At 37.3% G+C, this 22,428-nt stretch carries 24 protein-coding genes; all 24 read left to right on the top strand.

Going from position 1 to position 22,428, the window contains the following annotated elements; all coding sequences use genetic code 11:
- The first annotated feature begins 9 nt into the window (after window positions 1–9).
- The 24 genes from G8O30_RS06915 (at window position 10) to G8O30_RS06800 (ending at window position 22,325) form a co-directional block, all read left to right on the top strand.
- Entirely contained in the window at window positions 10–1,047 is a 1,038-nt protein-coding gene (locus G8O30_RS06915; protein ID WP_239674241.1) for an NAD(P)H-dependent glycerol-3-phosphate dehydrogenase, read from the top strand.
- Between the two features lie 516 nt (window positions 1,048–1,563).
- On the top strand, window positions 1,564–1,767 hold the full coding sequence (locus tag G8O30_RS06910) for a DUF2768 domain-containing protein (RefSeq protein ID WP_239674240.1): 204 nt from the start codon (window positions 1,564–1,566) through the stop codon (window positions 1,765–1,767).
- Between the two features lie 15 nt (window positions 1,768–1,782).
- The gene (locus tag G8O30_RS06905) at window positions 1,783–2,484 is read left to right on the top strand and encodes a hypothetical protein (RefSeq protein WP_239674239.1); all 702 of its coding nucleotides are present in this window, start codon (window positions 1,783–1,785) and stop codon (window positions 2,482–2,484) included.
- A 207-nt stretch (window positions 2,485–2,691) separates the two neighbouring features.
- Window positions 2,692–4,170, top strand: a complete 1,479-nt coding sequence (gene spoIVA, locus G8O30_RS06900) for a stage IV sporulation protein A (protein WP_239674238.1) — start codon at window positions 2,692–2,694, stop codon at window positions 4,168–4,170.
- 543 nt (window positions 4,171–4,713) lie between these two features.
- Window positions 4,714–4,986: an HU family DNA-binding protein gene (locus G8O30_RS06895; RefSeq protein WP_239674237.1), complete on the top strand. Its 273-nt coding sequence runs from the start codon at window positions 4,714–4,716 to the stop codon at window positions 4,984–4,986.
- 315 nt (window positions 4,987–5,301) lie between these two features.
- Entirely contained in the window at window positions 5,302–5,529 is a 228-nt protein-coding gene (gene mtrB / locus G8O30_RS06890) for a trp RNA-binding attenuation protein MtrB (RefSeq protein WP_239674236.1), read from the top strand.
- 120 nt (window positions 5,530–5,649) lie between these two features.
- The gene (locus tag G8O30_RS06885) at window positions 5,650–6,414 is read left to right on the top strand and encodes a heptaprenyl diphosphate synthase component 1 (RefSeq protein WP_239674235.1); all 765 of its coding nucleotides are present in this window, start codon (window positions 5,650–5,652) and stop codon (window positions 6,412–6,414) included.
- 4 nt (window positions 6,415–6,418) lie between these two features.
- Complete coding sequence (locus G8O30_RS06880; protein ID WP_239674234.1) at window positions 6,419–7,126, top strand: demethylmenaquinone methyltransferase; 708 nt, start codon at window positions 6,419–6,421, stop codon at window positions 7,124–7,126.
- Window positions 7,127–7,138: 12 nt separating this feature from the next.
- A complete protein-coding gene (hepT, locus tag G8O30_RS06875) occupies window positions 7,139–8,101 on the top strand; it encodes a heptaprenyl diphosphate synthase component II (RefSeq protein WP_239674233.1) in 963 nt (320 codons plus the stop codon).
- 325 nt (window positions 8,102–8,426) lie between these two features.
- Entirely contained in the window at window positions 8,427–8,873 is a 447-nt protein-coding gene (gene ndk, locus G8O30_RS06870; RefSeq protein ID WP_239674513.1) for a nucleoside-diphosphate kinase, read from the top strand.
- 142 nt (window positions 8,874–9,015) lie between these two features.
- Window positions 9,016–9,798, top strand: coding sequence for a CheR family methyltransferase (locus G8O30_RS06865; protein ID WP_239674232.1), 783 nt, complete (start codon window positions 9,016–9,018; stop codon window positions 9,796–9,798).
- A gap of 236 nt (window positions 9,799–10,034) precedes the next feature.
- Window positions 10,035–11,213, top strand: a complete 1,179-nt coding sequence (gene aroC / locus G8O30_RS06860) for a chorismate synthase (protein ID WP_239674231.1) — start codon at window positions 10,035–10,037, stop codon at window positions 11,211–11,213.
- Window positions 11,213–12,313: a 3-dehydroquinate synthase gene (gene aroB, locus G8O30_RS06855; RefSeq protein ID WP_239674230.1), complete on the top strand. Its 1,101-nt coding sequence runs from the start codon at window positions 11,213–11,215 to the stop codon at window positions 12,311–12,313. Before aroC ends, aroB begins: the two co-directional genes overlap by 1 nt.
- A complete protein-coding gene (aroH, locus tag G8O30_RS06850; protein WP_239674229.1) occupies window positions 12,310–12,672 on the top strand; it encodes a chorismate mutase in 363 nt (120 codons plus the stop codon). The genes aroB and aroH overlap by 4 nt, the downstream gene beginning before the upstream one ends.
- Before the next feature lie 17 nt (window positions 12,673–12,689).
- Complete coding sequence (gene hisC, locus G8O30_RS06845; protein WP_239674228.1) at window positions 12,690–13,781, top strand: histidinol-phosphate transaminase; 1,092 nt, start codon at window positions 12,690–12,692, stop codon at window positions 13,779–13,781.
- Window positions 13,782–13,805: 24 nt separating this feature from the next.
- Window positions 13,806–14,924 (top strand): prephenate dehydrogenase, encoded by a 1,119-nt coding sequence (locus G8O30_RS06840; protein ID WP_239674227.1) that lies wholly within the window; start codon window positions 13,806–13,808, stop codon window positions 14,922–14,924.
- A gap of 14 nt (window positions 14,925–14,938) precedes the next feature.
- A complete protein-coding gene (gene aroA, locus G8O30_RS06835; protein WP_239674226.1) occupies window positions 14,939–16,225 on the top strand; it encodes a 3-phosphoshikimate 1-carboxyvinyltransferase in 1,287 nt (428 codons plus the stop codon).
- A 71-nt stretch (window positions 16,226–16,296) separates the two neighbouring features.
- Entirely contained in the window at window positions 16,297–17,187 is an 891-nt protein-coding gene (locus G8O30_RS06830; protein WP_239674225.1) for a hypothetical protein, read from the top strand.
- A 13-nt stretch (window positions 17,188–17,200) separates the two neighbouring features.
- Window positions 17,201–18,457, top strand: coding sequence for a tetratricopeptide repeat protein (locus tag G8O30_RS06825; RefSeq protein ID WP_239674224.1), 1,257 nt, complete (start codon window positions 17,201–17,203; stop codon window positions 18,455–18,457).
- Between the two features lie 30 nt (window positions 18,458–18,487).
- Window positions 18,488–19,030, top strand: a complete 543-nt coding sequence (locus tag G8O30_RS06820; RefSeq protein WP_239674223.1) for a ReoY family proteolytic degradation factor — start codon at window positions 18,488–18,490, stop codon at window positions 19,028–19,030.
- A 609-nt stretch (window positions 19,031–19,639) separates the two neighbouring features.
- Window positions 19,640–20,104 carry a DUF2487 family protein gene (locus G8O30_RS06815; protein ID WP_239674222.1) on the top strand — a complete coding sequence of 155 codons (465 nt, stop codon included), beginning with the start codon at window positions 19,640–19,642 and terminating at the stop codon, window positions 20,102–20,104.
- A 128-nt stretch (window positions 20,105–20,232) separates the two neighbouring features.
- The gene (locus G8O30_RS06810) at window positions 20,233–20,742 is read left to right on the top strand and encodes a QcrA and Rieske domain-containing protein (RefSeq protein ID WP_275576531.1); all 510 of its coding nucleotides are present in this window, start codon (window positions 20,233–20,235) and stop codon (window positions 20,740–20,742) included.
- A 14-nt stretch (window positions 20,743–20,756) separates the two neighbouring features.
- Window positions 20,757–21,431 carry a menaquinol-cytochrome c reductase cytochrome b subunit gene (qcrB, locus tag G8O30_RS06805; protein ID WP_239674221.1) on the top strand — a complete coding sequence of 225 codons (675 nt, stop codon included), beginning with the start codon at window positions 20,757–20,759 and terminating at the stop codon, window positions 21,429–21,431.
- A gap of 126 nt (window positions 21,432–21,557) precedes the next feature.
- Window positions 21,558–22,325: a menaquinol-cytochrome c reductase cytochrome b/c subunit gene (locus G8O30_RS06800; protein WP_239674220.1), complete on the top strand. Its 768-nt coding sequence runs from the start codon at window positions 21,558–21,560 to the stop codon at window positions 22,323–22,325.
- Window positions 22,326–22,428: the final 103 nt, after the last annotated feature.

Here is a 22,428-nt window from a genome sequence, read left to right as displayed (position 1 = left end):
AGGGGTATCATGAAACAAACAGTTGCGCTTTTGGGAGCTGGAAGTTGGGGAACAGCTCTTGCGCTAGTTCTTGCAGACAATGATCATACTGTTCTACTTTGGTCTCATAGAATGGACCAAGTAACAGAGATTAACGATTACCATTCAAATGAACGTTATTTGCCAGGAGTCACTCTTTCTTCTAATATTATTGGATTTGATAACATGAGAGCAGCTGTGCAAGATGTTGAGATCATTGTACTAGCTGTTCCTACCAAAGCGATTAGGCAGGTAGTGCAGGAGGTTTCTGCTTATGTTAATAGTTCTGTCATTTTAGTTCACGTTTCAAAAGGAATTGAGCCTGATAGTCTAAAACGTATTACCGAAATGATTGAAGAAGAGTATACAAGTAGTCACCCAGCACACGTGGTAGTTTTATCAGGACCAAGTCATGCCGAAGAAGTAGTATTACGTCATCCCACAACAGTGACAGTATCTTCGAAAGAAATGAAGGCTGCAGAAAAAGTACAAGACCTATTTATGAATCAGTCTTTCCGTGTGTATACTAACCCGGACTTAATTGGGGTTGAAATTGGTGGAGCGCTAAAAAATATTATTGCTCTAGCAGCGGGTATTACCGATGGATTAGGTTACGGAGATAACGCAAAAGCAGCGTTAATCACTAGAGGATTAGCTGAGATAGCTAGACTAGGAACTCGTATGGGTGCAAATCCGTTAACTTTTTCAGGATTAACTGGCATAGGTGACTTGATCGTTACGTGTACTTCTGTTCATTCACGAAACTGGCGAGCGGGGAATATGTTAGGAAAAGGAATGCCATTAGAAGAGGTTTTATCCCAAATGGGTATGGTAGTAGAAGGAGTTCGTACAACAAAAGCTGCTCACCAACTGGCAAAAGAATACGATGTGAACATGCCGATTACCAATGCTTTGCACTCTGTATTATTTGAAGGGGTATCTGCAAAAGAAGCTGTTGACGCTCTAATGGGAAGAACTAAAACGAGTGAATTAGAGGACCTTGTCAACCTTTGGAGCTCAAAAGAATAAAAGATTTTTCTAAAGTAGGCATTTAACAGGTGCAAACCGCTTACGAAGGAATACGATATAAAGAATACACTACTTCCATCGCGGGTTAGGGTGTAGGGTCCAAAAGGCTAAAGCGAGGGTGACGCCCCACCTGCTTTAGCCTTTTTGCTTGCGTGATGCAAGCACCAGGCGTTGGTCGCGTGACGCGACTACCAGGCGTTAGCCACGTGACGTGGCTTGGTCTTAGCGTGGTATCGGTGATGTGGCCTGTACTTAACCGAGTGTCCATCCGAAGGCCAAGGAATATCTGTGACGCAAGTACCAGGTGTTGGTCGCGTGACGCGACTACCAGGCGTTAGCCACGTGACGTGGCTTGGTTTTAGCGTGGTATCGGTTACGTCACCTGCTCTTAACCCAATCTCCCCTATAAAACAACAAACAGATTCATCCCTAAGATGAAGGCGCATACAGGTAAAAATTGTGCTATAATACGAACTGGACAAGTATATAAAAGAGACACAAAGGGGAGAAAACAGCATGTCAACAGCAATGCTCCGTATGTACATATCTTTCGGTGCAATGGTTCTTATGTTTGTAGCGATAGGTTTAATCTTTTTAAGTAGGTATAAATTTAAAAATAAATTCTTAAGAGGCATTACAGCTGCTCTAGCGTATTTATCCGTTATAACAAGCGGACTAATAATTTTTTATATCGTTATGAGTGGACCTACAATGAGTTAAGAAAGGAGAAAACAAATGAAAAAAATGAACGTTCTTGTTATTCTCCTGCTTTTAACTTTATTAACCGGGTGTATGTATCCAACTAGTGAGTTGGCTCAGAACCAAATACCGTACGAAGACCAATTAGCTTCGGTACAAATGGCAGTGAGCAAATATCAAGCAGAAAACGGTGGACTTTTACCTATTAAAACTCGAGAGATGGAGACACCGACGTACATAAAATATCCGATAGATTTTATGTTGTTAGCACCAAAATATATGGCAGAGGCTCCAGGTAATGCATTTGAAAACGGTGGAATCTATCAATACGTTTTAATTGACGTAGAAGATAATCCGACTGTTAAAGTAGTGGATTTAAGGATTGCAGAAACCATTAGAACTATAAAGATTAGAATTCAAGCACAAGGTTTTCCTCCATTTGGAGAGGAAATTGCGCATAACGTCTATCGTTTACGGTACGATAAAATTGGTTATGAGGAACCTCCCTATGTAATTAGTCCTTATTCCGGTCAACCATTAGACTTTTTCATAACAGGACAAGGAGAGATTTTAGTAGATTACCGCTCGGATTTAATGAAAATGATGCAAGAAGATCAAAAAATAAAGACAAGCGAGAATCCACTTCATGCCTTGGCGCAAGCCCATCCGGTAGCACCAGCCTATGCACTCCCTATGGAGATTAATAGTGATGGAGAACCGCAATTAATAAAAAAATAAGTAAAAACAGTCATAACCCTTCTGTTCAACCATACGTTGATATAGAAGGGTTTTTTGTTTCATATAAATTTTTTCATACATTTCTACTACAAAATAAAAAAAACCTTCAAAAACAAGCATAGATTAATAGGACAACATCATAGATATATACTGTCCAACTAAAACGGAAGTAAAGACCGTTGAAGCGAATGATAGGAGGGAAACCCTTTGGAGAGAGTAGATATTTTTAGAGATATTGCAGAAAGAACTGGTGGGGATGTTTACCTAGGAGTTGTAGGAGCAGTAAGAACAGGTAAATCCACTTTTATCAAGAAGTTTATGGAGTTAGTGGTAATCCCTAATATGGAAAATGAATCAGATCGTGCTAGAGCTTTAGATGAATTACCTCAAAGTGCATCAGGAAAAACAATTATGACAACGGAACCTAAATTTGTTCCAAATACTGCTGCTCAAGTAGATGTAGCAGAAGGTCTAGAAGTAAATGTTAGACTAGTGGATTGTGTAGGTTACACAGTACCAGGTGCAAAAGGATATGAAGATGAAAATGGTCCAAGAATGATTCATACACCATGGTATGAAGAGCCAATTCCATTCCATGAAGCTGCCGAAATTGGTACTAGAAAAGTAATTCAAGAGCATTCGACGATTGGAATCTGTATTACGACAGATGGTAGTATTGGTGAAATTCCACGTTACGACTACCTAGAAGCAGAAGAGAGAGTTGTAGAAGAGTTAAAAGAAGTAGGTAAGCCGTTCATCATGATTATTAATACTAGTCGCCCTCATCACCCAGAAACGGAAACACTACGTGTACAGCTTTCTGATAAATATGACATACCAGTTTTAGCGATGTCTGTTGAAAGCATGAGAGAGAACGACATTTATAATGTGTTAAGAGAAGCATTATATGAGTTCCCAGTACTAGAAGTAAACGTTAACTTACCTTCTTGGGTTATGGTTTTAAGAGAAAATCATTGGTTACGTGAAAACTATCAAGAAGCTGTTCGGGAAACAGTGAAAGATATTAAGCGTCTGCGCGATGTAGACTTTGTAGTAGGACAATTTAGCGAGTTTGACTTTATTGAAAGAGCTGGGCTTGCTGGAATGGAAATGGGGCAGGGTGTTGCAGAAATCGATCTATTTGCACCTGATGAGCTATATGATGAAGTGCTCAAAGAAATCGTTGGTGTAGAAATTAGAGGAAAAGATCATTTACTAGAGTTAATGCAGGACTTTGCTCATGCTAAGCAAGAATATGATCAAATTAGTGACGCATTAAAGATGGTGAAACAAACAGGTTATGGAATTGCCTCTCCATCCCTTGCAGACATGAGTTTAGAGGAGCCAGAAATCATTCGTCAAGGTCCACGTTTTGGTGTAAGGCTAAAAGCTGTAGCACCTTCCATCCATATGATTAAAGTGGATGTAGAGTCAGAGTTTGCTCCTATTATTGGGACGGAAAAGCAAAGTGAAGAGCTTGTTCGTTATCTAATGCAAGACTTTGAGGACGATCCACTTTCCATCTGGAACTCTGATATCTTCGGTAGAAGCTTAAGCTCCATTGTTCGAGAAGGTATTCAAGCGAAGCTGTCGTTAATGCCTGAAAATGCGCGTTACAAACTAAAAGAGACATTAGAAAGAATTATCAACGAGGGATCTGGTGGATTAATCGCTATCATCCTTTAAAATAAAGTGAACTGCTTTTGGAGAAATCCTTAAGCAGTTCTTTTTTATTACGTGACCAGTAACAACTCATCGTTAGCCACTTGATGTGGTCAGCTCTTAGATGAATGTCTTAATTATGTAACCTGTACTAACTATTACGATTCAACGCTATCTCCGCAAATTGCTCCGCATATTAATCATTCTCAGTAGTTTTACTCTTAAAGGAAATCTTAAAAACACTGACCACTGCTATGAAAATAGTATGAAACCCTAAAAGAAATATATTATTTTGCCTTATAACACCCTAGAAATCAATGAAAAATGAAATAAAACAGAAAATTAAACAAAGTTTTCCAATAAATCTTTATTATTTCTTGCATGAGATATTTTTATGTGATAATCTACTAACAGAATTGTTGATAAAAGTCGATTCTACCGCGGTTTTCTTGAATTTAATAAATACAAGTATATTTTACGCTAATTAGGATACGACTGATTAACAACTACAAATTAGTTGAGCAACTGTTTAACTAACCTTGAAACGCTTGGGAGGAGGTGACTAGCATGAACAAGACAGATCTAATTAATGCTGTTGCTGAAGCAGCTGAGCTTTCTAAGAAGGATGCAACTAAAGCGGTTGACGCTGTATTTGAATCAATCCAAGAAACTCTAGCTAAAGGTGATAAAGTACAATTAATCGGTTTCGGAAACTTCGAAGTTCGTGAGCGTGCGGCTCGTAAAGGTCGTAACCCACAAACAGGTGAAGAGATCGAAATCGCAGCAAGTAAGGTACCTGCTTTCAAACCAGGTAAAGCCCTTAAGGATGCTGTGAAATAATTACATAAAAATGTAAATTAAATGACTGATGAGTATTACACTCATCAGTCATTTTTTTGCATTTATTTCTTTCTATTTACAACATAATTACTAACAATGAAGGATGCAACCAGGCTATTGTCATTCACCAATAATCTATAAATTAAATAGTACAAATAATGGTAGGATTTTGCCCTATATAAATAAAAATAGTAAGTGAAAAGAAAAATAACCTGTTAAACTATAATAAATACGTTAATACTTGCATTAACACAGAAAAAATCGGTATCATGTACTTAGATTATAAACAGTTTATTTTGATAGGAGTGTTTGGCAATGAGTCAATCTGGAAGTGATTTCGTCGTTATAAAAGCCCAACAGGATGGGGTACAAGTTATAGGTTTGACTCGTGGAACAGATACACGTTTTCATCACGCTGAAAAATTAGATCGTGGAGAAGTCATGATTGCGCAGTTTACGGAACATACATCTGCAATTAAAGTTAGAGGGCATGCTAAGATTTATTCTCACCACGGAGAAGTGGAATCGGAACCTAAATCCTAACGTTAGGGAAATGGAATTCCAATTTTTCTATTGTGGTATACTAAGGTATAAAGTGACAATATTTTTTACAAGCGATTACATAACTTTATTAACGTTTGAAAGTAGAAATGGGGAATCGACATGAAAAACAATACTACCATCCAACAACAAACACGGGAGCTCATCACTGGTTTAAAAGCTAAGTATCAGCACCCTTATTTATTTTCAGTCATTTCCCAACCCACTTTTGACGAAGAGAGAGTACAACTATTTATCTACCTACTTAAAGGCCAACATACAAACTATAAAAAGTACTTGGAGTCTGCTCTATTGATGGAGTTAGCGTTGAATACACACGAACAAGTAATAACGAATGGTCCATCTCTAAAAGAGCGACAACTTACTGTTCTCGCTGGTGACTATTTAAGTGGTCTTTACTATAAATCTGTTGCTTTGCTAGGAGATACTCCCTTTTTATTGCGTTTATCAAAGGCAATTAGAAATGTGAATGAATCAAAAATTAAACTTAAATTATCAGAAGCAAACTCCATGAAAGAGTTACTTACTATTCAGTCAATCATAGACGATTCCATGTTAGTACATGTACTTCAGCATTTTCATTTAAATGATGAGATAAAGATAGTCTCAGAAGGTCTTATTATTAAAAGGTTAGAAGTAGAACTGGAGAATTGGAAAAAAAGAATCATTACACCATTTTTACTTAATTTACAAGCAATAGCGAAAAAAGATAAAACTGAATCGGTGTTGTCTTTGTTAGAAAATGAATTGGATGACCGACAGATACAGTTTCAGACAATTGTAAAAAAATACTGGTCTGCATCACAAGAGATAGTTGAATATTTTCGCCAACAGAGAAAAGAACAGTATTTAGCAGAAGAAGGGTGAGGGAATGCAGTCAAAAGAACAACGTGTCCATGGAGTGTTTGAAAAAATCTCTGGACAGTACGATAAAATGAATTCTGTAATAAGTTTTCAACAACATGTTCGTTGGAGAAAGAAAACGATGAAAATGATGAACGTTCCAAAAGGTGCAAAAGCACTTGATGTTTGTTGTGGGACGGCTGATTGGACTATTGCGCTTGCGGAAGCGGTAGGAACCAATGGGCAAGTTATTGGACTGGATTTTAGTAAAAATATGCTTTCTATCGGGGAAAAGAAAGTTGAGTCGTATGAGAATATCCAATTAATTCACGGAAATGCAATGCAACTGCCTTTTGAAGATGAGTCTTTTGATTTCGTAACAATAGGTTTTGGTTTGAGAAATGTCCCTGACTACCTGCAGGTGTTAAAAGAAATGAATCGTGTCCTTAAACCTGGTGGGTTAGCTGTTTGTTTAGAAACTTCTCAACCAACGATGCCTGTTTTTAGACAAGGATATTACGCTTATTTTAAATTTGTGATGCCTGTTTTAGGAAAAGTATTTGCAAAAAGCTATGACGAATATTCTTGGTTGCAGGAATCTGCTTCGGACTTCCCGGGAATGAAAGAGTTAGCTTCTCTTTTTGGTCAAGCAGGTTTCAATGAGGTCTCCTACAAAGCGCATACAGGTGGAGTAGCCGCAACTCATTTTGGTCGAAAAACCGGGGGAACAGTTTAAGGAGGACAGAGAATGAAACTATCATTTATGTACTCGTTCTTAAAGTCTGACATCGACGTTATAGAACGAGAACTAGAAATGGCTATACGTTCTAATTCCTCTCTTTTAAATGATGCTTCTTTACAATTTATACAAGCGGGCGGAAAACGCATCCGACCCGTATTTGTATTATTAAGTGCTAAGTTTGGGGATTACGATATTGAAAAAGTGAAACATGTTGCTGTTGCACTAGAATTAATCCATATGGCTTCCTTGGTACATGATGATGTAATTGATGATGCAGAGACTCGTCGTGGAAAAAAAACAATTAAAGCAATTCATGGTAACAGAATTGCTATGTATACAGGCGATTATATTTTTGCGCGTTCTTTGGAATATATGTCTGCCATTGAGTCCGAAGAAGCCCATAAAATACTTGCAGAAACAATTGTAGAAGTTTGTTTAGGTGAAGTAGAACAAATTAAAGACAAATATGTTATGGACCAGCATGTAAAAACATATTTTAGGCGGATTAAGCGAAAGACAGCTTTATTAATCGCCGTAAGTTGTCAATTAGGTGGTATAGCAGCAGGTGCTTCAAAAAATGTACATCGTAATTTATGGTTGTACGGATATTATGTAGGGATGTCCTATCAAATTATTGATGACATTCTGGATTTTACCGCGACGGAAAAGGAACTCGGTAAGCCAGCAGGTGGTGACCTCCTACAGGGAAATATCACATTACCAGTACTCTTTGCTAGAGAAGATAAGGAAATTGCGGAGCTTTTAGAATCGATTTATGAAGATATGCCGAAAGAGCAATTAGAAGTTGTGCTTGAAAAAATCAAAAACTCAGACGCAATAGAAAAATCTTACAAAGTAAGTCAGGCATACTTACAAAAAGCTCTAAAAGTAGTGGACCGATTGCCGGATCAAAAAATAAAAAAGACGCTCAAAGACATTGCGTTATACATAGGTAAGAGAAAATCATAGGTAGAAAATACACTATATATTAGGCAGATGAATGTAAGACGTTCATCTGTTTTTTTGTTACGTGAACAATAACAACGCTGTGTTGACGACGTCATGTCGTCCATTCTTAACTGAGTATCCTTACCATAATAACACCAGACTCCCCTGTAGTAGGAACCCCAATGTAGTCCCTTAGATAGATGGTTACTAACACTTTAAATAAGAATAATCCCAAATATATTCTGTAAAAATATTCAATGAAAACGTTGTCAAAACGTGAAACTTCTGATACCATTTAAAGTGGTTATCTAGTAGAAACCTATACATACAAAGGGGAGTGGGAGTGTTGGAACGAACATTCTTAATGATTAAACCGGATGGGGTACAAAGAAATTTAATTGGGGAAATTGTCTCACGTTTTGAAAAAAAGGGGTTTTCATTAGTAGGGGCAAAATTAATGAACGTTTCGGAAGTAGTAGCAAGACAGCATTATGCTGAGCATTCTGAGCGTCCATTCTTTGGAGAATTAGTGGACTTCATTACTTCTGGACCTGTATTTGCAATGGTTTGGGAAGGGGATCAAGTCATTACAACTGCTCGTCAGATGATGGGGAAAACAAATCCAGTGGAAGCAGCTCCAGGCACAATCCGTGGAGATTTTGCAGTATTTACTGGTAAAAACATTATTCACGGATCTGATTCACCTGAAAGTGCAGTACGTGAAATCGGTTTATTCTTTCAACCGAATGAACTAGTTTCATATGAGCGCACATTAGCTGCTTGGATCGTGTAATGAAAAAAAGCCTTTAAGAGCCTAACTCTTAAAGGCTTTTTACTTGAAAAGAAAACAAAAGCTGTCATTTCTCTTTATAACAGTATAGGTTATGCCGATAAAGTAAGTATAGATTTTCTGACTAGAATGTGAGGGTACCCAATTGGATGATTATATAAAATTCACTCAACAAATTAAAAGGAAAACAGGAATAGATTTAGTACTTTATAAAGAAGCACAAATGAAAAGAAGGTTAATAGCACTTTATGAAAAGTTGGGCTTCTCGAACTTTAATGACTTTTTCGAAGCCATTCAGAAAGATGCAAAAATCTTAGATGAATTTTTAGACCGTATGACCATTAATGTGTCTGAATTTTATCGAAATGGAAAGCGTTGGGAAGTATTAGAACAAAAAATATTACCTAGATTAATAGAACAAAATAATGGCAAGCCATTAAAAGTATGGAGTGCTGCTTGTTCAACAGGCGAAGAGCCGTATACGTTGGCTATGGTGCTATCAAATTTCATGCCTTTACGTTCTATTTCTATTACAGCTACTGATCTTGATGAGAATGCTATAAGTAGAGCAAAAATCGGGCTTTATCCAGAAAGATCTTTATTAGAAGTGCCTACTGATAAAAAACAACAATTTTTCACACTTGAAGGTAGTATGTTCAAGATAGATGAAGAGATTAAGAAAACGGTAACGTTTAAAAAGCAAAATTTATTAGCAGATCCGTTTCAGTCAGATTATGATTTAATTGTTTGTCGTAATGTACTTATCTATTTCACAGAAGAGGCTAAAGATCAATTGTATAAAAAATTTAATGATGCCCTTAAGCCTGGTGGTGTATTCTTTGTTGGAAGTACGGAACAAATTTTTAATCCATCTCAATATCAATTTGCCACAGAAGACACCTTTTTTTATCGGAAAATTACGTCATAACAAAACTATGTTTATGTGCAATTTTGAAAGAAGAAGCTTAACTAATATGTTAGGCTTCTTTTGTTAGTTTAGTAGCCATATCCTTTGGGATTTACTAAAAAATTACTTATACTAATAAATATATCTAGGATATGAAAAAAGCTTTATTAGACGCACATACTATTTTTTAGATGAAATAAAAGAACACCTATGTTATAGTGATAAATAACTTTAACGAGTTGAAGGGGGAAAGTGTTATGTCACTTAGATATTTAACAGCCGGAGAGTCACATGGACCACAATTAACTACGATTATTGAGGGACTTCCAGCAGGAATGCCTTTGCTAGCGGAAGAAATTAATCAGGAGTTATCCCGTAGACAAAAAGGACATGGTCGTGGTAGAAGAATGCAAATTGAGAAAGATCAAGCTCAAGTCCTTTCAGGTGTTAGACATGGGAAGACATTGGGATCACCAGTTGCCCTAGTGGTAGAAAATAAAGACTGGACGCACTGGACAAAGATTATGGGAGCAGAGCCTTTAGAGGAAGAAGTAGCAAAAGAAGTGAAGAGAGTGATTTCTCGTCCTCGACCTGGGCATGCCGATCTTAATGGTGGAATTAAATATGGACATCGAGACCTTAGAAATGTATTAGAACGCTCTAGCGCTAGGGAGACAACTGTTCGGGTAGCAGTAGGAGCTGTAGCAAAGTCCTTTTTAGCTGGGCTAGGGATTAACATAGTTGGTTATGTAAGAGAAATTGGTGGTATTGTAGCAAAAGATATCCCTGTTGAATCTGTAAAGGAAGTAGCAAAAATCACAGAAGATTCACCAGTGCGTTGTATGGATAAAGAAAAAGAAGTAGAAATGATGAAAGCAATTGATGATGCGAAGGAGAACGGAGATTCTATTGGTGGTGTCGTAGAAGTAGTGGTTGAAGGCATGCCAGCTGGAATCGGAAGTTACGTTCATTATGACAGAAAGTTAGATGCAAAGATTGCGATGGCAATTATGAGTATCAATGCATTTAAAGGTGTAGAATTCGGTTTAGGATTTGAGATGGCAAGAAAACCAGGAAGTGAAGTACATGACGAAATTCTTTGGGACAAGGAGAAAGGATATACAAGAAGAACGAATAGATTAGGTGGGTTTGAAGGTGGAATGACCACTGGTATGCCTATCGTGGTAAAAGGGGTAATGAAGCCAATTCCAACCCTTTACAAGCCATTACAAAGTGTGGATATTGATTCAAAAGAACCTTTTGCAGCAAGTATTGAGCGTTCTGATTCTTGTGCAGTACCTGCTGCTAGTGTTGTAGCGGAACATGTAGTAGCTTTTGAACTAGCAAATGCAATCGTAGAACAATTCCACTCTGATCAATATGAAGTCCTAAAGAAACAAATTCAGGAATTTAGACAACAGGCGCGTGAATTCTAATGACAACGTTACAAGTAAATGCGAAAGACCGAACGTACCCTGTTGTCATCGGTAATAAAGCTTTACCGTCATTAGGAGGTTGGTTAGATAAATCCAATCCAACAGCCATATTTGTTATAACAGACGAAATTATTTGGAAGTTACATGGAGAGAAGGTAAAAAAATATCTGCCTGAATCTGCACATATTGTATTCATACCTCCGGGTGAAGAAGGAAAAAGATTAGATATATATTCTAACCTTATGGATCAAGCAATCACTTTTGGATTAGATCGTAAATCCGTAGCAATTGCGTTTGGTGGTGGAGCGGTTGGAGATGTAACTGGATTCTTTGCATCTACATACATGAGAGGGATTTCTTTCATACAAGTACCTACAACCATACTTGCTCATGACAGTGCGATTGGAGGCAAGGTAGCAGTTAATCATCCATTAGCCAAAAATAGTATTGGTTCATTTTATCCTCCAGATGGAGTATACTACGATACTATCTTTTTGCAATCACTTCCAAAGAGAGAGCGCTTGTCTGGATTTGGCGAAGTGATGAAACATGGGTGGATATCTTCTCCAGAGTTTTTAAACAAAATAAAAAAACAAATACCTTCTTTAGAGGCATTGATGGAATCCGATATGAGTGAATTGTTGCTAGAAGGTATGGTAGTGAAGAAGGCTATTGTAGAGAAAGATGAATTTGAAAGTGGGACTAGAGCTTATTTAAACTTTGGACACACACTGGGACATGCGATTGAGAATGTTGCAAAGTATGGATCTATTTCTCATGGAGAAGCCATTACAATAGGAATGACGTATGCTTTACTTCTCAGTGAGTTGAATGATTCTAAAAATCCATTTACGATACATTCTTATATATCATACCTAAAAGAATTAGGGTATGTAGGTGATATCTTACTCACGCTACCATTCGATTCATTATGGAACGCGATGAAACGAGATAAAAAGAATCAATCTCAAAAGCCTAATTTTGTTTTACTTTCTTCAATAGGCCAACCAAAGATGCAAGAAGTTTCTTATGAAAAAGCAAAAGCAGCATTTCATTACTTATGCACTCTTTGGACAGGGAAAGGAATGATGATGCAATGATTAGGGGAATACGTGGAGCAACAACCGTTGAGAATGATAAGGAAGAAGAAATTCTCTTAAAAACAAAAGAGTTATTAGGGGAAATGGTGAAAGAAAATTCTATTCATTTAGATGATATAGCTTCCATTTTTATTTCCGCTACTCCAGACTTGAAGGAAGTTTTTCCAGCCAAAGCGTTGCGTAAGATGGAAGGGTGGACATATGTACCAGTAGTTTGTATGCAAGAATTAGATATTCAAGGCGCTATTAAGAAATGTATTCGAGTAATGATGCACGTTAATACAAGTCAGAAACCAGAAGCCATTATTCATGTGTATCAAGAAAGAGCAGTATCGCTAAGGCCCGACTTAAAGAAGTAAAGAAGGATGTGTATAGTATGAAATGGAAAAAACAAGTATCGACACTATCAGCTTATAAACCAGGAATGACTTCTGCTCAAGTAAAAGAAAAATATGGGTTAAATAAAATAATTAAACTTGCATCAAATGAAAATCCATTTGGCTCATCTGCAAGTGTACAACAAGAATTGGCTAATTCTTTAAATACCTTCGCTTTATATCCTGACGGAGCTGCAACTGAACTGCGACGTAAAGTTGCGGATTTGCACAATGTATCACCTACTCAACTTCTATTTGGGAATGGCTCTGATGAGATTATTTTAATCATTAGTAGAGCATTATTAGAGCCTGGGAAGAACACAATTATGGCAACTCCAACATTCCCTCAGTACAAACATAACGCTACTTTAGAAGGTGCAGAGTCTATCGAGATACCTCTTTTAGAAGACGGTCACCATGATTTGAATGGGATGCTCGAAGCTATCAATGAAAGCACTTCAATTATTTGGTTATGTTCGCCAAATAATCCTACAGGTACATATATTCCTCAAAAAGATATGGAGGCATTTCTCGAAAAAGTACCTCAAGATATCTTAGTAGTAATTGATCAAGCATACTACGAATACATCACGGAAGAAGAGACCTCCTATAACGGGGAATGGTTTAACAAGTATCCTAATGCATGTATAACACGTACGTTTTCTAAAGCATATGGATTAGCATCTTTCCGTGTAGGATATGTTATGGGCTCAGTATCAATTATTCAACAACTTGAGCCAGTTAGAGAACCATTTAATAATAATAGTTTAGGGCAAATTGCAGCAGCTATTGCAGTCGATGACCAAAAGTTTATTGAATCTTGTCGAGTGGAAAATTCAAAGGGTATTAAAGCTTACGCTGAATTCTGTCAGAAAAATGAACTTGGTATGTTTGACTCTCAAGGAAACTTTGTACTAATAGATGTAAAGCAAGACTCAGACGTCGTATTTGAAAAATTACTTCAAAAAGGAATCATTGTTCGTTCTGGTAACGCACTAGGATTCCCTGGAACACTACGAATTACTGTTGGCACGGAAGAACAGAACATAGAAGTAATGCAAGCCTTAACAGAGATTTTAGGGCTAGGTTAAGGGTCCATAGAGGAGGAGTTCTGGTTGAAAGGGAATATCGCCATTGTTGGACTTGGATTAATTGGAGGCTCCTTAGCTAGGGCGATAAAAAAAGGTTATCCAAATGCAACAATTATTGGTGTTGATGATAATGAAGAGACTAGAAGATTAAGTAAAACATTAAAGATAGTAGAAGAAGTTCATGCTTCCATTTTAGAGGAAGATTTCCCAACTAGTGAAATAGATATACTTTTCCTATGTACTCCTGTTTCAGTCACTTGCAAAATTCTACAAGAGCTAAAAGATCTACCACTGAAAGAAAATGTGATTGTGACAGATACTGGTTCGGTAAAACAAGTAGTGCTGCAATCTGCCATGCCTCTTATTCAAAGTGGTGTTTGTTATATTGGTGGACATCCAATGGCTGGATCTCATAAGTCTGGTATTCTAGCTAGTAAAGAGCATTTATTTGAAAATGCTTATTATCTTTTAACAACTCCTTTTGATACGTATTATCCAGAAAGAGTTGCGGAATTAGTAAGATGGTTGGAGCCGACCAAAGCAAAGTTTATTCAAACGACAGAAAGAAAACATGATCAAGTTACCGCGTTGATAAGTCATTTTCCACATATGATTGCAAGTTCTTTAGTCCACCAAGTAAAAAAACATTCAGAAACCTTACCTGATGTAACAAAACTTGCTGCTGGAGGCTTCCGAGATATTACGAGGATTGCTTCGTCTAACCCGATTATGTGGAGAGATATTACCTTTGAAAATAGAGTTATCTTAGCAGAACAATTGGATACATGGATGAAGGAAATGCACGAATGGAAAGACCTCTTATTACAAGAGAATCCAACTTCCATAGAAGAGTATTTTTCAGAAGCCAAAGAGTTTAGGGATAATATGCCGATTTACCAAGAAACCAGTGAAACACCTTTCTTCGATTTATTTGTGGATGTTCCAGACTATCCAGGTGTTATCTCAGAAGTTACTAAATACTTAGCGGAACAATCCATTTCTTTAACAAACATTCGTATTATGGAAACTAGGGAAGATATATTTGGTATCCTAGTTATCACATTCAGTAGCTACAAAGAACGAGAAAGAGCATATCAATGTCTGAAACAAAAAACAAATTATGAATTGATTTGCTCAACGTAAGGAGGGGAAATGTCATGCGTGAAATGCATTACAAGAATACATCTCTCCATGGTGAATTAAAGGTTCCAGGAGATAAGTCGATTTCGCATCGAGCTATTATGTTTGGGGCGGTAGCTAATGGAGTAACTACGATCGACGGTTTTTTACTTGGAGATGACTGCTTAAGTACCGTTGATTGCTTTCGCAAGATGGGCGTTCAAATAAGTATAGAAGACGAACAGGTAACTGTAATAGGAAAAGGATGGGACGGTCTAAAAGAACCAATTGATATTTTAGACGTCGGGAATTCAGGAACAACTACCAGGTTAATGCTAGGAATTTTAGCAGGTAGGCCGATTCATGCGGTAATTATCGGTGATGAATCAATCGCTAAGCGTCCAATGAAAAGGGTGACTGATCCTTTAAGGGAAATGAATGCAAGTATCGATGGTAGAGAAGGCGGCCAATACACTCCTCTTTCTATCCGAGGTGGAAATTTACAAAACATTACTTATACATCACCTGTAGCAAGTGCACAGGTTAAATCTGCTATCCTACTTGCTGGTATCCAAACAAAAGGGATAACAACAGTCATTGAACCAGAAACATCTCGCGATCACACAGAAAGAATGATACGTCAATTTGGTGGAGCAGTGGAGGTCCATAATCAAAAAGTTGCAGTGAGAGGACCACAAAATTTAACAGCTACACACATATCGGTACCAGGAGATATCTCATCCGCAGCTTTTTTCTTAGTAGCCGGAGCAATAACACCTAGCAGTTCCATAACGCTCCATCATGTTGGACTTAACCCAACTAGAAATGGTATTATTAGAGTCCTTGAAAAAATGGGTGCAAAAATGGAGATTGTAGAAGAAAACGTTTCTGAAGGAGCGGAACCTATTGGTAGCATTACTATTTCCACTTCTACGTTAAAAGGTATTACCGTTGGAGGAGAAATTATTCCAACACTCATTGATGAGATTCCTATTATTGCTTTATTAGCTACACAGGCTAGTGGAGAAACCATTATAAAAGATGCAGAAGAATTAAAAGTCAAAGAGACAAATAGAATAGATTCTGTTGTTTCTCAGTTAAAGAAGCTCGGAGCAAATATTGAAGCAACAGATGATGGGATGAAAATTATTGGCCCAACGAATTTACATGGTGCAGAAGTAGAATCGTTCCATGATCATCGAATTGGTATGATGTTATCTATTGCTTCCTTCATTTCTGAAACGCCAATTCATCTGAAGAATCCAGATGCAATTAGTGTTTCTTACCCTAATTTCTTTAGAGATTTAGAGTCGCTTCTTACATGATAAATAGGACATGTTTGCCCAATGCATCTCATACGTATGTATAAACGTACATACGGGGGAGTGGGACAAACATGTCTTTTATTATGGATAATGTACATCTAGTAAATGATTCAAAAATACAAGTGACCTCTTTGCTGATTGAAAATAATAAGTTTGCATCAATAAGAAACGGATTTCCTTATTATAGACATACTAGAATGGACACAACACCTTTTATTATGACACCAACAAAGGTAGTGTACGATTCTAAAATAGGCGTTAATTCTTGTTTGAAGGACTTTCGACAAATTCAAAAAGGGTATATCGCTAAGGGTATTACGACAGTTATCACTTCTTTTGAACCCCCTTTTCTTCATTCTTTTGAGAAAACTTTAAGGAAAAGAAGAAAGGAACTTTATAATTCGGTCTTAGACTATGCTTTGTTGCTAACATGTCCAATAGAAAAGTTAACGATTGATTGGATTAGAACATGTCAAAAGACTGGTATACCAGCTATAATCGTGAGAATATCAGGACAGGCAATATCAACAATGGACATGAATAAGTGGAGATGGTTTAAGGAAGTTGTTCGATTTTCTCCAATAATGTTTCTACCTCAATTTGATATTTTAGATGACAAGGTTAGAAAGAAGTGGGAGCAATGGTGGGAAAATAAAATGCATGTTTACTTTTTACCTCACTCAGTAGAACCGTTGGAAAATGGTTCGCAGATCTCTTTGCAAAATTTGAAGAAAATTGGACTGTACCCAAAAAGAGGGAAACTATTAGTTGGTGGAGAACTATCATATAACCTTTTTTATAAAAGTTCTTTAGTTGATGCGTCCTCTGCATTGCTTTATGATGATAGTACTCTCGCTTTAACCATACAAAGAGGACAAGCTATATATATAAATGGAAAGATTAACTATTCACCAGGATTTGGTGAGGAGCTTGATCAATTGTTTCCAAATACGTTTGTTTGAAAGGGATGAATAAATGATTTACGTGCAACGAATGATAGACCACCTTGAAAGAGGTCAGATGAAAGAAGCTAAAGAAGCGTATGAAGTAGTTAGAACATCCGGTACAGATGATGAAAAATACGCATTAGCTACAGAATTGAAACAATTAGGATTCTTAGATGAAGCGATGGAGTTATACCGTAACCTTTTGGAACTATACCCAAAAGAAGGGGAACTCTTAGTGGAATTAGCAGAAACATTAATGGAGAACTCTCATGATGAAGAGGCGCTTTCCTTACTGAATAAAGTAGACAAGAATTCTACGTTCTATATTGAGAGTTTGCTAATGATGGCAGATTTATACCAAGCAGACGGACTTTTAGAAGTTAGTGAACAAAAATTAATAGAAGCAAAAGGGTTAGTTCGTGATGAACCTGTCATAGATTTTGCTCTCGGAGAAATATATCTCGCTCAAGGCAAATTTTTAGAAGCGATTCGCTCCTTTGAACAATTGATAAATCAACATGTATCAGAGTTTGCTGGACAATCCATTCATGAAAAATTAGCAGAAGCATTAAGTGCAGGTGGTTCCTTTGAAGCAGCATTACCGCACTATGAAAAAGCAATAAAGCACCATGAACACCCCACATTATTATTCCAGTATGCAATTACTTGTTATCATGCTAAGTTTTATGAAAAATCAGCACAATTACTTGAGACACTTTTAGAACAAGATAAAGATTTTCACTCAGCATATCTGTATTTAGCGAATAGCTATGAGCATGAAGAACAAATAACGAAAGCATTAGAGGCTATCAAAAGAGGTGTAGAGGAAAATCCGTTCCAAAAAGAACTGTTTCTTTCAGGAGGGAAATTAGCTTTAAAATCCAAGGATGAAGTACTTGCAGAAAATTGGCTAAGAGAGGCGATTGCTCTTGATCCCGAATATGTAGAAGCGTTAATCGTGTTAACCAATCTATTCCTTCTTCAAGAGAGTCCTGAGGAGGTTATTCAGTTACTGTCAGATGTTGATAGTTATGGTGATACAGACCCACAACTACAGTGGACGTTAGCAAAAGCATATAATATGAATGAAGAATTTTCACAAGCATTAAACGCATATGAGGGTGCATATAATGAACTACAACACGACCAAGAGTTTCTTGTAGAATTTGCGGGCTTTCTTTTAGAAGAAGGACAAAAAGATCGCTCTGTTGAATTATTGAAGAAAGTGATCGAGTCAGAACCAGAACATGAAGATGCACGTGAACTCTTAGAGCGTTTGCAATAAGAGCCGCTTTGCAGAGGAGGGAGATTATAAATGGCCACCCCTGTTTCTGTCAACGAGAAGAAAGAATTTATTCGTTGGTTTTTAAATCACTATCAGCTAAAAAGAAGAGAAAGTGTTTGGATTTTAAATTACTTAATGAGTCATGATGACTTAATGAAACGTGTTCACTTCGTTGAAGAAGCACAATATTGTCCTAGAAGTATTATTATGTCTACTCACTGCGTAGATGAAATACCTTTCCGTTTTTATAAAGAAAATGTCATGACAACGGATGCAGAAAAGTCTTTTCACGATATTCGCTTGTACAAAGAAGACGATATTTATATCCAGTTAAATTTCCGCTCTGCTAGTGCATGTTATCAATTTGCTGCGGTTCTAGAAGATAATCCATTTGTACCTAAGAACCATCGTATTACAGAGAAAGATCGAATTATTGTGGAACAATTCTTAAGAAAATCATTAGAGGATTACCAAAAACAAACTATTCTAGATCAAATTGATGAAGCATTAGATCAAGGAGATAGAGAAAAGTTTACTTTTCTAACGGAAAGACTTAAGAAAATGACCTCTTAATGAGGAGAAGAGATTTGGAAAAAAGTCAAAAGTGACTGCACTGGGATTTCCGCTGCAGGGGGACGCTTTCCACGGGGCGGTAAAGAAAAGCTGAAGGCGCGCGTTTAGCCGTGGCAGGAAACTTCGGAAGACCGAGGAGGCAGCCCCTCAGCCACCACAGGGCTTTTGGAGTTTCCCGAGCGGTTAGCGCACCTTCAGCTAGACACGGCATCTTCACGTTGAAACTCCTGCGGGGTCTCGGTAACCCGCCTTTCCCGTAGGAGTCGCCCCCTTTCGCTCCAATCCCAAAGATGTTTCCTTAAAAGCACTAATTCTGCAGTATAGTAAAGTTTAATACTATGTCAAAAAAGATACATTGTTCCTTGAATGTATCTTTTTTAGTTTTGTCTTAGACTCTTGTTTGTTTTGTAATGGGTATTTAGATGAGTAGGCGCTAGTTAATTAATATAATAAGAAACAGGTTTAGCTCTAGCTACTTGATGGATAATCTGCAAAGGAAGAATGGGTTCAGTAATAATGGAATTCTACTAGTTTAATTAGAAACGGACAATTTTCTTCATACATAAATGCTATAATAATCTAGACAGAAGATAGAGAGGAGAATGACCTTTGCTTTGGATAGAAAAAGATGTAACCGTTTTTAATGAACAAAAAGAATATATTGATACACTTGTGGTGCCATTAGCACCGATAAGTTTCGGAGCTAACATGAAAAGAACGGCTGAACAAGGTGAATTTGTACAACGTCTAACCACACATATGGAAAAACAATTTAGAGGAAGAATATTTGTGCTTCCAACTCAATACTATGCTTTTTCTACTAAAAATGAAGAAAAGTATCACGTTATTGAACAAGTAAAGAAAGCAATTGAAGGTAGCTCATTTCGTCACATTCTTTGGATAACTAGTGATAAAGAGTGGAAAGACATAGATTTAGTAGAAAATGAAACACTTCTACATATCCCTTCCCTTACATTAGAACACATGTCGGAAGGAATGAAATATGAATATATGGAAAATCAAGTGAAAGAATTACTTCCTGAATTAATAGAAGTATGGAAAAAAATCACTTGAAATGAAATCGCTTTTTTTCCTAATATTGACCAAGTTGCCAGATTGATATATCATTATGTTGTCCTAGTTATAAAATGTGCTATGTTCATGTCCAATGAACGGACCTTATTGATAGAGGGGGGATAAGGATGAGTAAGCATCGAGTTTCTAGACGTCAATTCCTTAACTACACACTTACGGGTGTCGGTGGATTTATGGCTGCTAGCATGTTGATGCCGATGGTACGTTTCGCGGTTGATCCTGTCTTAAAGGCAGAAGCAGGGGGAGACTTCATCGCAACAAAGCAAAAAGTAGATGAACTTACATCAGAACCAGTTCGTGTAGACTTTACATACGAACAAGTAGACGGCTGGTATACTTCTGATGTAACACAAACAGCATGGGTGTACAAAGACGAAGCTGGAGAGCTTGTAGCTCTATCGCCAGTTTGTAAACACTTAGGTTGTGTTGTTAACTGGAACGGTGACAAGAACAACCAAAGTAAGTTCTTCTGTCCATGTCATGCTGGATTGTATGAAAAGAACGGTAAGAACGTAAAAGGAACACCGCCACTTGGACCACTTGATAGCTATCCGGTTGAAGTTCGTGACGGAATTCTTTACTTAGGTAAACCAGAACCAAACACTCACATTAAATAAGGGGGATGCCCATCATGTTAAACAAAATCTATGATTGGGTGGATGAGCGTTTAGACATCACCCCAATGTGGAGAGACATTGCTGACCATGAAGTACCGGAACACGTTAACCCGGCTCATCATTTCTCAGCATTCGTTTATTGTTTTGGAGGCTTAACATTCTTTGTTACAGTGATCCAAATTTTATCTGGTATGTTTTTAACTATGTATTACGTGCCAGACGTAGTAAATGCATGGAAATCTGTTTACTATTTACAAAATGAAGTTGCATTTGGTGTTATCGTACGTGGAATGCATCACTGGGGAGCAAGTTTAGTAATCGTAATGATGTTCTTACATACTTTGCGTGTATTCTTCCAAGGTGCTTACAAAAAACCTCGTGAATTGAACTGGGTTGTAGGAGTACTTATCTTCTTCGTTATGCTTGGTTTAGGTTTTACAGGTTACTTGTTACCATGGGATATGAAAGCGCTATTTGCTACAAAAGTAGGTATTCAAATTGCGGAATCTACTCCATTCATTGGGCAACAGATTAAAATTCTTTTAGCGGGTCATGCAGATATTACAGGTGCACAAACGTTAACTCGTTTCTTTGCTATCCATGTATTCTTCTTACCTGCTGCATTACTGGGCTTAATGGCTGCTCACTTTATCATGATTAGAAAACAAGGTATTTCTGGTCCGCTATAAAACCTGTTTTCATCATGTTCACTATGTGAACAGTAACAACTAAAAGCGTAGTCAGCTGCATTTACTGGATATGAGTTTTCGTATCCTTTTGTAAAAGAATAGATGTTAAACAAAGGAGGGGACATTATGCATCGCGGTAAAGGGATGAAGTTTGTCGGTGACTCCCGTGTTCCAGCTGAAAGAAAACCTAATATTCCAAAAGACTATTCAGAGTTTCCAGGGAAAACGGAGGCATTTTGGCCAAACTTTCTATTAAAAGAATGGATTGTGGGTTCTGTATTCTTAATTGGATTCTTAATCTTAACAGCAGCTCACCCGTCTCCGTTAGAGCGTGTGGCTGATCCAACTGATACAGGATATATTCCACTTCCAGACTGGTATTTCTTGTTCTTATACCAATTATTAAAGTACACGTATGCTTCTGGTCCATATAACGTAATTGGTGCGTTTATTATGCCAGGTCTAGCATTTGGTGCTTTATTATTAGCTCCATTTATTGATCGTGGTCCAGAACGTCGTCCACAAAAGAGACCGTTTGCTACTGGATTTATGCTACTTGCACTAGCAGCTATCATTTTCTTAACTTGGGAATCTGTTGTAACACATGACTGGGAAGCGGCAAAAGCTCAAGGTCAAATTGTTGCAGAAGCTGAAGTAGATACAGAGTCTGAAGGATATCTTATCTATCAAGAAAACGGTTGTATAAACTGCCATGGTGACAATTTAGCAGGAGGTGCAGCTGCACCTAGTTTAGTAGATACAGGATTAACACCTGAAGAAATTGCAAACATTGCAGTAAATGGGCAAGGTGGAATGCCTGCTGGATTATTCAAAGGAACAGATGAAGAGTTAGAGAAACTATCTACTTTTATTTCTGAACTGGAGAGTAAATAAAAAGCATAGGAGGAGACTCCTATGCTTTTTTTAAATTCAATTTAGTATTTGTCTCTTTTTTTAAACTTCCGTTTAAATAGCACATTTTTACAAATTTTACAAT

This window comes from Mangrovibacillus cuniculi (assembly GCF_015482585.1).
GTDB classification, from domain to species: Bacteria; Bacillota; Bacilli; order Bacillales; family R1DC41; genus Mangrovibacillus; species Mangrovibacillus cuniculi.
Note: the sequence above shows the minus strand (reverse complement) of the source record. Positions and strands in the feature narration are given on the sequence as shown.

Bases quoted from the DNA above. Each gene is read 5' to 3' on its own strand.
- G8O30_RS06810 (WP_275576531.1), top strand. From the start codon at position 20,233: ATGAGTAAGCATCGAGTTTCTAGACGTCAATTCCTTAACTACACACTT.
- G8O30_RS06910 (WP_239674240.1), top strand. From the start codon at position 1,564: ATGTCAACAGCAATGCTCCGTATGTACATATCTTTCGGTGCAATGGTT.
- aroA (WP_239674226.1), top strand. From the start codon at position 14,939: ATGCGTGAAATGCATTACAAGAATACATCTCTCCATGGTGAATTAAAG.
- G8O30_RS06915 (WP_239674241.1), top strand. From the start codon at position 10: ATGAAACAAACAGTTGCGCTTTTGGGAGCTGGAAGTTGGGGAACAGCT.
- G8O30_RS06880 (WP_239674234.1), top strand. From the start codon at position 6,419: ATGCAGTCAAAAGAACAACGTGTCCATGGAGTGTTTGAAAAAATCTCT.
- G8O30_RS06820 (WP_239674223.1), top strand. From the start codon at position 18,488: ATGGCCACCCCTGTTTCTGTCAACGAGAAGAAAGAATTTATTCGTTGG.
- aroH (WP_239674229.1), top strand. From the start codon at position 12,310: ATGATTAGGGGAATACGTGGAGCAACAACCGTTGAGAATGATAAGGAA.
- G8O30_RS06800 (WP_239674220.1), top strand. From the start codon at position 21,558: ATGCATCGCGGTAAAGGGATGAAGTTTGTCGGTGACTCCCGTGTTCCA.
- mtrB (WP_239674236.1), top strand. From the start codon at position 5,302: ATGAGTCAATCTGGAAGTGATTTCGTCGTTATAAAAGCCCAACAGGAT.
- qcrB (WP_239674221.1), top strand. From the start codon at position 20,757: ATGTTAAACAAAATCTATGATTGGGTGGATGAGCGTTTAGACATCACC.
- G8O30_RS06885 (WP_239674235.1), top strand. From the start codon at position 5,650: ATGAAAAACAATACTACCATCCAACAACAAACACGGGAGCTCATCACT.
- hisC (WP_239674228.1), top strand. From the start codon at position 12,690: ATGAAATGGAAAAAACAAGTATCGACACTATCAGCTTATAAACCAGGA.
- hepT (WP_239674233.1), top strand. From the start codon at position 7,139: ATGAAACTATCATTTATGTACTCGTTCTTAAAGTCTGACATCGACGTT.
- G8O30_RS06895 (WP_239674237.1), top strand. From the start codon at position 4,714: ATGAACAAGACAGATCTAATTAATGCTGTTGCTGAAGCAGCTGAGCTT.
- aroC (WP_239674231.1), top strand. From the start codon at position 10,035: ATGTCACTTAGATATTTAACAGCCGGAGAGTCACATGGACCACAATTA.
- G8O30_RS06830 (WP_239674225.1), top strand. From the start codon at position 16,297: ATGTCTTTTATTATGGATAATGTACATCTAGTAAATGATTCAAAAATA.
- G8O30_RS06905 (WP_239674239.1), top strand. From the start codon at position 1,783: ATGAAAAAAATGAACGTTCTTGTTATTCTCCTGCTTTTAACTTTATTA.
- aroB (WP_239674230.1), top strand. From the start codon at position 11,213: ATGACAACGTTACAAGTAAATGCGAAAGACCGAACGTACCCTGTTGTC.
- G8O30_RS06825 (WP_239674224.1), top strand. From the start codon at position 17,201: ATGATTTACGTGCAACGAATGATAGACCACCTTGAAAGAGGTCAGATG.